The 13190-nt window shown below is 73.9% G+C and carries 8 protein-coding genes; 3 read left to right on the top strand and 5 right to left on the bottom strand.

Annotated features, from left to right (window positions below):
• Window positions 1-41: 41 nt before the first annotated feature.
• The 4 genes from AB0442_RS18735 to AB0442_RS18750 all read right to left on the bottom strand — a co-directional run bounded on the left by AB0442_RS18735 (window position 42) and on the right by AB0442_RS18750 (window position 6151).
• Entirely contained in the window at window positions 42-1232 is a 1191-nt protein-coding gene (locus tag AB0442_RS18735) for a lactate 2-monooxygenase (RefSeq protein ID WP_366164079.1), read from the bottom strand.
• Window positions 1229-2236: an NADP-dependent oxidoreductase gene (locus AB0442_RS18740; RefSeq protein WP_366164080.1), complete on the bottom strand. Its 1008-nt coding sequence runs from the start codon at window positions 2234-2236 to the stop codon at window positions 1229-1231. The genes AB0442_RS18735 and AB0442_RS18740 overlap by 4 nt, the downstream gene beginning before the upstream one ends.
• Before the next feature lie 271 nt (window positions 2237-2507).
• Complete coding sequence (locus tag AB0442_RS18745) at window positions 2508-4340, bottom strand: ABC transporter ATP-binding protein (RefSeq protein WP_366164082.1); 1833 nt, start codon at window positions 4338-4340, stop codon at window positions 2508-2510.
• Window positions 4337-6151, bottom strand: coding sequence for an ABC transporter ATP-binding protein (locus tag AB0442_RS18750; RefSeq protein WP_366164083.1), 1815 nt, complete (start codon window positions 6149-6151; stop codon window positions 4337-4339). The genes AB0442_RS18745 and AB0442_RS18750 overlap by 4 nt, the downstream gene beginning before the upstream one ends.
• Before the next feature lie 258 nt (window positions 6152-6409).
• Here AB0442_RS18750 and AB0442_RS18755 point away from each other — a divergent pair, with 258 nt between their 5' ends.
• The gene (locus AB0442_RS18755) at window positions 6410-7834 is read left to right on the top strand and encodes a family 2B encapsulin nanocompartment shell protein (protein ID WP_366164084.1); all 1425 of its coding nucleotides are present in this window, start codon (window positions 6410-6412) and stop codon (window positions 7832-7834) included.
• A gap of 7 nt (window positions 7835-7841) precedes the next feature.
• Here the strand turns inward: AB0442_RS18755 and glgX are convergent, their stop codons facing one another.
• Complete coding sequence (glgX, locus tag AB0442_RS18760) at window positions 7842-10088, bottom strand: glycogen debranching protein GlgX (protein ID WP_366164085.1); 2247 nt, start codon at window positions 10086-10088, stop codon at window positions 7842-7844.
• 243 nt (window positions 10089-10331) lie between these two features.
• On the opposite strand from glgX, the gene AB0442_RS18765 reads away from it, so the two are divergent.
• Window positions 10332-11543 (top strand): Ig-like domain-containing protein, encoded by a 1212-nt coding sequence (locus AB0442_RS18765; protein WP_366164086.1) that lies wholly within the window; start codon window positions 10332-10334, stop codon window positions 11541-11543.
• Between the two features lie 197 nt (window positions 11544-11740).
• The gene (locus tag AB0442_RS18770) at window positions 11741-13036 is read left to right on the top strand and encodes an Ig-like domain-containing protein (protein WP_363542735.1); all 1296 of its coding nucleotides are present in this window, start codon (window positions 11741-11743) and stop codon (window positions 13034-13036) included.
• Window positions 13037-13190 lie beyond the last annotated feature (154 nt).

Raw genomic sequence — 13190 nt, forward strand, 5'->3', positions numbered from 1 at the left:
GCGGGCCGATCGGCCCGCCCGGCACCTGCGCGTGCCGGCGGTCAGCTCCCGTGCGTGGGCCCGTCCAGCGCGGAGGCGTCCAGGCCGCCCGGGGTGCGGTGCCCGGAGAGCGCCAGCGTCAGCTCGAACTCGGCGAGCAGCGAACGGACCACGTGCGCCACCCCGGCCTGCCCGTCCAGGGCCAGGCCGTAGGCGTACGGGCGGCCGAGCAGCACCGCCCGGGCGCCCAGGGCGAGCGCCTTGAACACGTCGTCGCCCGTCCGGATCCCGCTGTCGAACAGCACCGGGACCCGGTCGCCCACCGCGGCCGCCACCGCGGGCAGGGCGGCGGCGGCACCGATCGAGCCGTTGACCTGGCGGCCGCCGTGGTTGGAGACCACCACGCCGTCCATGCCGGCCTCGACCGCGGCCCGGGCGTCGTCCGGGTGGAGGACGCCCTTGAGCACGATCGGGCCGTCCCAGTGCTCCCGCAGCCAGGCCAGGTCCGGCCAGGTCTTGCCGGGGTCGGCGAAGAGCGACACGAAGTGCAGGACGGCCGCGTTCGGGTCCTCGTGCGGGGGCTTCGCCAGCCCGGCGAGGAAGGCCGGGTCGGTGAAGTAGTTGGCCGTCCCGACGCCGTGCAGGAAGGGCAGGTACGCCTGGTCCAGGTCGCGGGGGCGCCAGGCCAGCAGCGGCGTGTCCAGGGTGACGAACAGCGCGGTGAACCCGGCTGCCCCGGCCCGGTCCAGGAAGGACCGGGTGACCTCGCGGTCCTTCGACCAGTAGAGCTGGAACCAGCGCTCGCCGTCGCCCATCGCCGCGGCGACCTCCTCCATCGGCGTGCTGGAGGCGGAGGACAGCACGAAGGGCACGCCCTCGGCGGCCGCGGCCCGGGCCGCGGCCGGCTCGGCGTCCGGGTGCAGGATCGACAGCACCCCGACCGGAGCCAGCGCCAGCGGCGCCGGCAGGGTCCGGCCGAACAGCTCGGTCCGCAGGTCGCGGGCCGACACGTCGCGCAGCATCCGGGGCACGATCCGGTGCGCGTCCAGGGCGGCCCGGTTGGCCCGTTCGGTCGCCCCGCTGCCGGCACTGCCCGCGACGTAGCCGAACGGACCGGGGCCGAGCCGGTGCTCCGCCAGCTGCTCCAGCCGGGTGAGATCGGTCGGCAGCCGCGGCACGCTGCCGCTGATCAGGCCGTTCAGGTAGATCTCGTACTGGAAGGACGCCCAGTCGCGCGGGTGCGGTGCGGTCACACCAGCTCCAGCACGAGCTTGCCGACGTTCTCGCCGCGGAACAGCATCTGCAGCGTCTCGGGGAAGTCGTCGACGGTGCCGCGCACGATGTGCTCCTTGACCTTCAGCCGGCCCGCGGCGATCCAGCCGGCCATCTCGGTGGCGGCCTCCTTGTAGCGGGCGGCGTGGTCGAAGACCACGAAGCCCTCCATCCGGGCCCGGCGGACCAGCAGCGACAGGTAGTTGGACGGGCCCTCGACCTTCGACTCGGCGTTGTACTGGCTGATCGCGCCGCAGATCACCACCCGGGCGTGCATCGCCAGCCGGGTCAGCGCGGCGTCCAGGATCGGGCCGCCGACGTTGTCGAAGTACACGTCGATGCCGTCCGGGCAGTGCTCGCGCAGCGCCTTGCGGACGTCCTCGCTGCGGTAGTCGATCGCGGCGTCGAAGCCGAGCTCCTCGGTGAGCAGCGCGCACTTCTCGGCGCCGCCGGCGATGCCGATCACCCGGCAGCCCTTCACCTTGGCGATCTGGCCGACGACGCTGCCGACGGCGCCCGCGGCACCGGAGACCACCACCGTCTCGCCGTCCTTGAGGGCGCCGACCTCCAGCAGGCCGAAGTAGGCGGTCATGCCCGGCATGCCGAGGGCGCCCAGGTAGGTGGAGAGCGGGGCGGCCGCCGGGTCGACCTTGATGGTGCCGCGGCCGTCGGAGACCACGTGCTCCTGGACGCCGAAGGTGCCGACCACGTGGTCGCCGACCTCGTACTTCGGGTGGTTGGAGGCGGTCACCTCGATCACCGAGCCGGCCCGCATGACCTCGCCGATGCCGACCGGCGGCAGGTAGGAGGGGCGGTCGTCCAGCCAGCCGCGCATCGCCGGGTCCAGCGAGAGGAAGCGGGTACGGCCGGCGAACTCGCCCTCGCCGGGCTCGGCGGCCGGTGTGGTGGCGTGCTCCCAGTCGGTGGGCTTGACCGCGCCCTGCGGCCGGGCGGCGAGTCGGATCTGGCGGTTGGCTGCGGTCATGGCAGGCTCCTGTCGCTGGCGGCCGTGCCGCAGCGGCGCGGCACCCGGGCCCGATTCTAAGCAAGCGCTTAGTCACCTGGCTAGACGGAGGCCACCACCGGGAACGAGTGGGGGCCGCCACGAGGGGCGCGCGGGCAGACTCGGGGAAACCGCCGAGGGGCGCGGGAACTGCGCGAAGCGGGAGGCTGCGGTCCGCACCTTCCGTCTCGCGCAGTCCTCCCCCGGCCTTCGGCCGGGAGGTACCCCCGCGCGCCCCTCAGTGGTTTCCCCGTCAGACCAGGCTGTCGCGCCAGGCGCGGTGGAGGTCGGCGAAGCGGCCGCGGCCGCCGATCAGGTCGGCCGGGCGGCCGTCCTCGACGACCCGGCCCTGGTCCATCACCAGCACCCGGTCGGCGATCTCGACGGTGGAGAGCCGGTGGGCGATGACCACCGCGGTGCGGCCCGCCAGGACCGTCCGCATGGCCCGCTGCACCGCCTGCTCGCCCGGCACGTCCAGCGAGCTGGTGGCCTCGTCGAGGATCAGCACCGCCGGGTCGGCGAGCAGCGCCCGGGCGAAGGCGACGAGCTGCCGCTGCCCGGCCGAGATCCGGCCGCCGCGCTTGCGGACGTCGGTGTCGAAGCCCTCCGGCAGCGCGGTGATGAACTCGTACGCGCCGATGTCCCGGGCGGCCCGTTCGACCTCCTCGCGGGTGGCGCCGGGACGGCCGATCGCGATGTTCTCGGCGACCGTGCCGGAGAACAGGAAGGACTCCTGGGTGACCATGACGACGTTGCGCCGCAGCTCGTCCCCGGAGAGCTCGCGCAGGTCGACGCCGTCGAGCGCGACCCGGCCGTCGGTCGGGTCGTAGAACCGGGCGAGCAGCTTGGCCAGGGTGGACTTGCCGGCGCCGGTGGCGCCGACGACCGCGGTGGTGCGCCCGGCGGGGAGCACCAGGTCGAAGCGGGGCAGGACCTCCTTGCCGGTGCGGTAGGCGAAGCGGACGCCGTCGAAGGAGACGGTGCGGCCCTTCACCGGGTGCTCCGGCAGCGGTGCGGGGACGGCCGGCTCGGGCACCGAGGGCTCGTGCGCCAGCAGGCCGGCGATCTTCTCCAGCGCGGCGGCCGCCGACTGGTAGCTGTTGAGGAACATCGCCAGCTGGTCGAGCGGCTCGTACAGCCGGCGTAGGTACAGCACGAAGGCGGTGAGCACGCCGAGTTCGACCGAGCCGTCGGCGACCAGCAGGGCGCCGGCCACCACCACGCCGGTGATCCACACGTTGGCGATCGCCCGGGAGGTGGTGACGTAGCGGGCCATCTCCAGCAGGCCGTCCGCGGTGGTGCCGGCGTACTGGTGGTTGACCCTGCCGAAGGCCTCGTCGTTGGCCCGCTCGCGGCGGAAGGCCTGGACGGGGCGGATGCCGTTCATGGTCTCGGTGAACCGGACGATCACCGCGGCCACCGCCGTCCGGGAGCGCCGGTAGACCCGCTGCGAGCGCCGGCGGAACGACCGGACGCTGAGGTACATCGGCAGGAAGGACAGCAGCGACAGCAGGCCGAGCCGCCAGTCCATCACCATCAGGACCAGCGAGATCCAGAACACCGACAGGACGACCGAGAGCAGCTCCTGCAGGCCCTCGGCGAGCAGTTCGCGCAGGGCGTCGACGTCGCTGGTGGCGCGCGAGATGATCCGGCCGGAGGTGTAGCGCTCGTGGAAGTCCAGGCTGAGCCGCTGGGCGTGCCGGAAGATCCGGCCGCGCAGCTCCAGCAGGACGTCCTGGTTGATCCGGGCGCTGAAGCGGATGAAGGCGCGCTGCAGCACGGTGCTGAGCGCGGCGCAGCCCAGGTAGGCGGCGATCACCGCGATCAGCGGGCCGCTGTCGTGCTCCCGCAGGGCCGGGATGCCGCGGTCCATCGCGAAGGCCACCAGCAGCGGTCCGGCCTGCAGGGCGGCCTGCTGGACGAGGATCACCAGCATGGCGGCGGCGATCCGACCGCGGTGCGGGCCGAGCAGTTCGCCGAGCAGCCGGCGGGCGGCGCCCGGCGGGACGGGGATGTCCTCGTCCTCGGCCGGCGCCGGAAGTTCCTCGGCCAGCTCCTCGGCGGCGTCGACCGCGGTGGTGCTCATCGGGTGCTGATCCCTTCCGGTACGGGGGCGGCCTCGCCCGTCATCAGCTCGCGGTAGACGGCGGAGCTCTGCAGCAGTTCGTGGTGGGTGCCCACGGCGGCGATCCGGCCCTCGTGCAGCACGGCCACCCGGTCGGCCAGCATGACCGTGCTCGGGCGGTGCGCGACGACCAGCGCGGTGGTGCCGTCGAGGACGCGCCGCAGCGCCTGCTCGACCAGCGCCTCGGTGTGCACGTCCAGGGCGGAGAGCGGGTCGTCCAGCACCAGGAAGCGCGGGTCGCCGACGACCGCGCGGGCCAGGGCGAGGCGCTGGCGCTGGCCGCCGGAGAGGCTGAGGCCCTGCTCGCCGACCTGGGTCGCGGTGCCGGCCGGCAGCCGGTCGACGAAGTGCGCCTGGGCGGTGTCGAGGGCGGCGGCCAGCTGCTCGGGGCCGGCGGCCGGTGCGCCCATCAGCACGTTCTCGGCGACCGAGGCGGAGAAGAGCGTCGGCTCCTCGAAGGCGACGGCGACCAGTTCGCGCAGCTCGGCGCGGGGGATCGTGCGGATGTCCCGGCCGTCCAGGGCGACGGTGCCGCCGGTGGCCTCGTACAGCCGGGGCAGCAGGGCGGTGAGGGTGGTCTTGCCGCTGCCGGTCGCGCCGACCAGGGCCATCGTCTCGCCGGGCCGGACGTGCAGGTCGATGCCGCACAGCAGGTCGGGGCCGTCCGCGGGGGCGTCGGGGTAGCGGAAGCGCACCCCGGACAGCCGGATGCCCCGCTCGCCGCCGACGGCGGGGCCGGGCCCGGCCTGCTCGGTGCCGGAGGGCTCGGTGTCGGAGGGCTCGGGTTCGTCCATCACCTCGTAGAAGCGGTCGGTGGCGGTGGCGGCCTCGTTGGCGTACGCGACCAGCCAGCCCAGCGACTCGACCGGCCAGCGCAGGGCCAGCGCGGTGGAGAGGAAGGCCACCAGGGTGCCCGCCGACATCTCGTCGTGGGCCACCAGGACGGCGCCGAGCGCCAGGGCCGCGCCGAGCGCGAGCTCCGGCAGGCCGACGATGACCGCCCAGAGGTTGGCCAGCATCCCGGCCTTGCCGAGTTCGGTCTCGCGCAGCGAGCGGGACTGCTCGGCGAAGCGCTCGGCCATGGTGCGGTGCCGACCGAAGGCCTTGAGGATGCGGATGCCGAGCACCGACTCCTCGACCACCGTGGCGAGGTCGCCGTTCTGGTCCTGCGCACGGCGGGCGGCGCCGGAGTACCGCTGCTCGAAGTGGTGCGTCAGCCAGGTCAGCGGCCCCATCGGGACCAGCGCGATCAGGGCGAGCCGCCAGTCCAGGGCGAACATCAGGCCGGTGCCGACGAGGAAGACCGTGCAGTTGACGATCAGGAAGACCAGCGGGAAGGCCAGGAACAGCCGCATGGTGAACATGTCGGAGGTGGCCCGGCTGAGCAGCTGCCCGGAGGGCCACCGGTCGTGGAAGGAGACCGGCAGCCGCTGCAGCTTGGCGAACAGGTCGCCGCGCATGGCGGCCTCGACCCGGGCCAGCGGGCGGGCGACGACCACCCGGCGCACCCCGAACAGGCCCGCCTCGGCGAGGCCGAGCAGCAGGAGCAGGCCGGCGAGCGGCCACAGCGCGGCCATGTCGTGGTCGGCGATCGGGCCGTCGACGATCCGCCGGAGCACCACCGGCACGGCGAGCACGCTCACCGAGGCGGTGAGCGCGGCGGCGACCGAGCCGGCGATCCGCCAGCGGGCGATGCGGGCGTACGGCCACAGGCGCAGCAGCGAGCGCACGGTGGACCGGCGGGGGCCGTCGGGGGCTTGGTTCGTGGACATCGCGCCCGAGGGTAGGCGCTGTCCGGTCATTTCTCATCCGGTTTTTCGCACCTGACGTCGGGTTCCGGCCGGACGGGCCGGTGGTCGCGCGCAGCGCGGGAGGTGTGCAGGGGGCGTGAGGCCATTCGAGTGCATCCGTGGCACCCGCGCGCCGTGCGCGCCTCGGCCGTCCGGGTGTCGCCGTGCGATGTGATCCGTGTGCGGAGAGTGGCCGCCGACCTGCCATGGCGGCCTCCCACGACGTTCGAGAGGTGTCCCATGACGGTCGAGACACAGCCCGCGGCGCAGCCGGCCGGCGCACAGGACCGGATCCAGCTCAGCAGCCTCAGCACGGCGGCGGCGCGCAACCTCGCCACCACCACCAAGTCGCAGCCGCAGATGCAGGAGATCAGCTCGCGGTGGCTGCTCAAGGCGCTGCCGTGGGTGCAGGTGTCCGGCGGCACCTACCGGGTCAACCGGCGGCTGAGCTACGCCGTCGGCGACGGCCGGCTGACCTTCGTGAAGACCGGCTCCCGGGTCCAGGTCGTCCCGGCGGAGCTCGGCGAGCTGCCGCTGCTGCGCGGCTTCGACGAGCCGCTGGCGCTCGGCGCGCTGGCCGGCCGCTTCGTCCAGCAGGAGTTCGAGCCGGGCCAGGTGATCGTCGAGCGCGGCCGCCCGGCCGACCACGTCTACCTGATCGCGCACGGCAAGGTGGAGCAGATCGGCGCCGGCAAGTACGGCGAGGAGACCGTCCTCGGCGTGCTCGCCGACGGCGCGTCCTTCGGCGGCCACGTGCTCGGCGGGCTCGACGGCGACTGGGAGTTCACCGCCAAGGCGGCGACCGCGGTCACCGTGCTGGCCCTGCCCCACCAGGCGTACCAGCTGGTCGCCGCCGAGTACCAGCAGCTGCGCGACCACGTCCTGGGCCTGTCCGGCAACGGGCACCGGCCGCAGAACGCCCACGGCGAGGCCGCGATCGAGATGTCCGCCGGCCACACCGGCGAGCACGAGCTGCCGGCGACCTTCGTCGACTACGAACTCGCCCCCCGCGAGTACGAGCTGAGCGTCGCCCAGACGGTGCTGCGGGTGCACACCCGGGTCGCCGACCTCTACAACGAGCCGATGGACCAGACCGAGCAGCAGCTGCGGCTGACCATCGAGGCGCTGCGCGAGCGCCAGGAGCACGAGCTGGTCAACAACCCCGACTTCGGCCTGCTCGCCAACGCCGACTACGACCAGCGCATCCAGACCCACTCCGGCCCGCCCACCCCCGACGACCTGGACGAGCTGCTCAGCATGCGGCGCCAGACCACCCACCTGTTCGCCCACCCGCGGGCGATCGCCGCCTTCGGCCGGGAGTGCAACCGCCGCGGCCTGTACTTCGGCACCGTCGAGGTCGGCGGCCACCACCTGCCGGCCTGGCGCGGGGTGCCGATCCTGCCCTGCGGCAAGATCCCGGTCACCGAGGGCCACACCACCTCGATCGTCGCGATGCGCGTCGGCGAGGCGGAGCAGGGCGTGATCGGCCTCAACCAGATCGGCCTGCCCGACGAGTACGAGCCCGGCCTCAACGTCCGCTTCATGGGCATCGACGACAAGGCCGTCATCTCCTACCTGGTCAGCACCTACTACTCGGCCGCCGTGCTCGTCCCGGACGCGCTCGGACTGCTCGAGAACGTCGAGGTCAACCGCCCGCTCGGCTGAGCCGCGGTCAGTCCGGGGCGGGCGCCCGCAGCAGCTGCAGCGAGCGCCCGCCCAGCAGCACGCTGCCCGGCGCCGGGTGGTGCGGCCCCGGCCCGCCGGCCGGGGCCGCGGTGTCGACGACCGTCTCGTAGGAGTCCGCCCACGGCGCGCCGGGCAGCGCGAAGGGGACGGGCTCGGCACCGGCGTTCACCAGCAGCAGGAAGCTGTCGTCGGCGAGCGGCCGGCCCCGCTGGTCGCGCTCGGACATCGCGCTGCCGGAGAGCAGCATGCCGAGCACCGCGGTCGGCGCGAACCAGTCCGCCTCGGTCATCTGCTCGCCGCGCGGGGTGAACCAGGCGAGGTCGCGCTGGCCGCCGGGCGCCGTCTCGCGCCCGGAGAAGAACGCCCGCTGGCGCAGCACCGGGTGGGCGCGGCGCAGCCGGACCAGCCGGGAGACCAGGTCGGTGAGCGAGGACCACTCCGGGTCGTCCAGCAGCGACCAGTCCAGCCAGCCGGTCTCGTTGTCCTGGCAGTAGGCGTTGTTGTTGCCGTGCTGGGTGCGGCCGAGCTCGTCGCCGGCGGTGAGCATCGGCACGCCGCCGGAGAGCAGCAGGGTGGCGAGCAGGTTGGCCAGCTGGCGGCGGCGCAGGGTGCGCACCGCCGGGTCGTCGGTCTCGCCCTCGGCGCCGTGGTTCCAGGACCGGTTGTCGTCGGTGCCGTCGCGGTTCTGCTCCCCGTTGGCCTCGTTGTGCTTGCGGTTGTAGGAGACCAGGTCGCGCAGGGTGAAGCCGTCGTGCGCGGTGACGAAGTTGACCGAGGCGTAGGGGCGGCGGCCGCCGCGCTGGTAGAGGTCGGAGGAGCCGGAGAGCCGGTAGCCGAGCTCCCGGACGTCGGGTCTGGCGCCGCGCCAGAAGTCACGGACGGTGTCCCGGTACTTGTCGTTCCACTCGGCCCACAGCGGCGGGAAGCCGCCGACCTGGTAGCCGCCCGGGCCGACGTCCCACGGCTCGGCGATCAGCTTGACCCGGCTGAGCACCGGGTCCTGGGAGACCGCGGCGAGGAAGGGGTGGTGCATCTCCACGCCGTCGTGCCCGCGGGCCAGCGCCGCGGCGAGGTCGAAGCGGAAGCCGTCGACGCCCATCTCGCCGACCCAGTACCGCAGCGAGTCGGTGATCAGCCGGACGACGTGCGGCTGTCGGGTGTCCAGGGTGTTGCCGCAGCCGGTGTAGTCGGCGTAGCCGCGGCGGCTGCGGTCGAGCCGGTAGTAGCCGCCGTTGTCGATGCCGCGCAGCGACAGCGCCGGGCCCATCACCCCGGCCTCGGCGGTGTGGTTGTAGACGACGTCGAGGATCACCTCGATGCCGGCCGCGTGCAGCGCCCGCACCATCCGCTTGAACTCGCCGACCTGGCCGCCGCGGCTGCCGGAGGCGGAGAAGCCGGCGTGCGGGGCGAAGTAGCCGAGCGTGTTGTAGCCCCAGTAGTTGGTCAGCCCGCGGGCCTGCAGGTGGTCCTCGCTGACGTGGTGGTGGACGGGCAGCAGCTCCACCGCGGTGACGCCGAGCCGGGTGAGGTGGGCGATCGCCGCCGGGTGGGCGAGGCCCGCGTAGGTGCCGCGCAGCTGGGGCGGCACCTGGGGGTGGCGCATGGTGAAGCCGCGCACGTGCACCTCGTACAGCACCGTCTCGGCCCACGGGGTCTTCGGCCGCTGGTCGTCGTACCAGTCGTCGTCGTCGTGGACGACCACCGCCCTCGGCACGTACGGCGCCGAGTCGCGGTTGTCGCGCACCGTGTCGGCGACGTCCGGCTCGGGCCAGCCGCGCACCGCGCTGCAGGTGGCGTCGTGGCTGGTGTAGTCGCCGTCGATCGCCCGGGCGTACGGGTCGAGCAGCAGCTTGGCCGGGTTCCAGCGGGCGCCCGTCCACGGGTCCCAGCGGCCGTGCACCCGGTAGCCGTAGCGGGTGCCGGGCAGCACGCCGGGCAGGTAGCCGTGCCAGGTCTGGAAGGTCTGCTCGGTGAGCCGGTGCCGGGTCTCGGTGCCGTCCTCGGCGAACAGGCACAGGTCGACGGCCTCGGCGCCGGCCGCCCAGAGCGCGAAGTTGGTGCCGCAGCCGCCGTCCGGGGCGGTGCGGAAGCGGGCGCCGAGCGGCTGCCAGCTGCCCGGCCAGGGGTCGGCGGGCGGCGCCGGCGGCGCGTCGGCGGCGCGTTCGGGCGCGGCCGCGGGTGGGCGGCCGGTCTCCCGGCGCGTGCTCCGTGCCAGCTCCTGCCACGCCGTCATCGCCGCACCCTCCCTGCGCGGGGGTCCCGTACCCGCCCTCCAGTTGTTCCCTGATCCCGTGCAGGTGTCACGTGGCCGATCGTGTTGTGACGCTGGGTGAACGGGACGGCGTCCGCCGGGTGGCGCGCCGGCTCGTGTCCGGCGCCCCGCGGCCTCGTTTGACCGGGTGCCGGGCGCCCTGGGCGCGACGGCGCGCGGCCGACCGGAAGCGCGGCGGGAAGCGGCGGACCTGGAGGGACGAACATGCTCGCGGTGGCACGGCACTGGGCGGTGGCGGCGGCCGCCGCGCTCCTCGCGCTGCCGGCCGGCTGCACCGGCGGACCGGCCGGGGGCGGGGACGGCGGCCCGGCGGGCGGCCGGCCGCCGATCTCCCGCGCGGTGGTCACCGCGCTGCCGGCGGACGGCGCCCAGGAGGTGCACTCCGACGCCGAGGTGTCCGTCACCGTCGCCGAGGGCCGGCTGCTGTCGGTGCGGCTGGCCGACGACCGCGGGGTGGCGGTGCCCGGCCGCACCGCCCCGGACGGCTCCCGCTGGACCCCGGAGGAGCCGCTCGCCCCGGCCACCCCGTACACCGTCGACGCCCTCGCCCAGGACGCGGACGGGCTGCGCGCCGCCCACCACTCCGCCTTCGTGACGGCCGGTCCGGCGCACACCGTGGCCGCCCTCGTCACCCCGGAGGACGGGACGCTGGTCGGGGTGGGGATGCCCGTCTCGCTGCGGTTCACCCGTCCGGTCGCGGACCGGCCGGCGGCGGAGCGGGCCGTCGAGGTGGCCGCCGACCCGCCGGTGCCGCTCGCCGCGCACTGGTTCGGCAACCGCCGCCTGGACGTCCGGCCGCGGTCCTACTGGGCGCCGGGCACCCGGGTGACCGTCACCCTGCGGCTGAAGGACGTGGAGCTGGCGCCCGGTGAGTTCGGTACCCAGGCCAAGGAGGTGGCGTTCACCGTCGGCCGGGCCCGGGTGTCCACCGTCGACCTGGCGAGCAGCACCATGACGGTGCGTGAGGACGGGGTGCCGGTGCGCACCCTGAAGATCACCGCCGGCGGCCCGCAGCACCCCACCTACCGGGGGGTCATGGTGGTCTCGGAGAAGTTCGAGGAGACCCGGATGAACGCCCGGACGGTCGGCCTCGGCGACGAGTACGACATCAAGGACGTCCCGCACGCGATGCGGCTGACCGACTCCGGCACCTTCGTGCACGGCAACTACTGGGCCGAGGACGAGGTGTTCGGCGCCGCCAACACCAGCCACGGTTGCATCGGGATCGCCGACCGGCAGGGCGGTGACGCCGACTCGCCGGCCGGCTGGTTCTTCGAGCACACCCTGGTCGGCGACGTGCTGGAGGTGCGCGGCGACACCGGCGCGGTCGTCCAGCCGTCCAACGGCCTGAACGGCTGGAACCTGCCCTGGACGGCCTGGCTGCAGGGCAGCGCACTGGGTCCCGCACCGCGCTGACCTGCACCCGGTGATTCACCGAACCGGCACCCCCCACCTGCGGAAGATTCACTCATCCGGGGCAGTTATCCTGGCGTGCCGCGCGGGCCGGGGGCTCTTCCCCGTCGGCGGCGCGCGGAAGAAGTCCGACCCCCGGTGAAACCGACCCGGGCGCGGATGCGTGTATCCAGCGTGGATACCGGGAGGGGAGCAACCGAGTGAAGCCGGTTCAGGCGGCCGAGGCCGCGATAGTCAGAGGTGCGGCCGGGACGGGCCGCACCGGTCGTACCGCACGCACCGCGGCCGTCGCGCTGGCGATGGGCGGGGTGCTGCTGTTCACCGCCGCCTGCAACGACGGCGGCTCGGGCGGATCCGGCGGTTCGGCCGCCGCGGGCGCCTCCGGCGGTGCGAGCGGCGCGGCCGGCTCGTCCGGCGGCTCCACCACGCAGGCCGCCCCCAAGGCGTCCGCCGCGGTGCTCACCGTCAGCGCCAAGGACGGCGCCACCGACGTCCAGCCGGGCGGCTTCACCGTGACGGTCGCGAGCGGCAAGCTCACCTCCGTCGAGCTGAAGGACAAGAACGACAAGGCGGTCGCGGGCACCATCGCCGCCGACGGCCTCAGCTGGAAGCCGAGCGCGCCGCTCGCGGTCGGCATGGCCTACACCGTCAACGCGCAGGCCAAGGACGACGCCGGCCTGCCCGCCGCGATCTCCTCCGGCTTCACCACGCTGTCCCCGGCGAAGAAGGTCGCGACCAACGACAACATCGCCGACAACGGCACCTACGGCGTCGGCATGATCGTCTCGGTGGCGTTCAGCAAGCCGGTCAAGAACAAGGACGCCGTCCTCAAGGGCATCACCGTCGAGGCCAGCGACGGCACCGTCGTGAAGGGCCACTGGTTCGGCTCGCAGCGCCTGGACATCCGCCCGGCGGAGTACTGGAAGCCCGGCACCAAGGTGACGGTCAAGTACCGGCTGAAGAGCGTCGAGGTCTCCCCGGGCGTCTACGGCGACGTGGACCGCGACGAGCCGTTCACCATCGGCCGCTACCAGGTCAGCACCGTCGACGCCGCCAAGCACGTGATGACGGTGGCGAGCGGCGGCGGCGCCACCAAGAGCATCCCGATCACCGCGGGCAACGACCAGAACCCGTCCTGGAACGGCACGATGGTCATCTCCAGCAAGGAGAAGGTGACCCGGATGAACTCGGCCACCGTGGCCAACGTCAAGGGCGACGAGTACGACGTCCCGGACGTGCCGCACGCGATGCGCCTCACCACCACGGGCACCTACGTGCACGGCAACTACTGGGGCAACGCCTTCGGCAAGTCCAACGCCAGCCACGGCTGCATCGGCCTGAAGGACGTCAAGGGCGGCAGCGAGTCCTCCTCGGCGGGCACCTTCTTCAACAGCTCGCTGGTCGGCGACGTGGTGAAGATCGTCAACTCCAAGGGCCGCACGGTCTCCCCGGACAACGGCCTCAGCGGCTGGACGCTCCCCTGGAGCAACTGGTAGGCCGCACGCCCTCCGGACACCCGGTGACCCCGCCGACGGCCCGGGCGCTCCCCGCGAGCGGCCGGGCCGTTGCGGGTTCGTGACCGGATCGTCGCGCTGCGGGCCGCAACTCCGGCCCCGCCCGGAGCGTGTACTCGGTGGGTGCCGCGACGGG

Source organism: Kitasatospora sp. NPDC085895 (assembly GCF_040702125.1).
GTDB classification, from domain to species: domain Bacteria; phylum Actinomycetota; class Actinomycetes; order Streptomycetales; family Streptomycetaceae; genus Kitasatospora; species Kitasatospora arboriphila.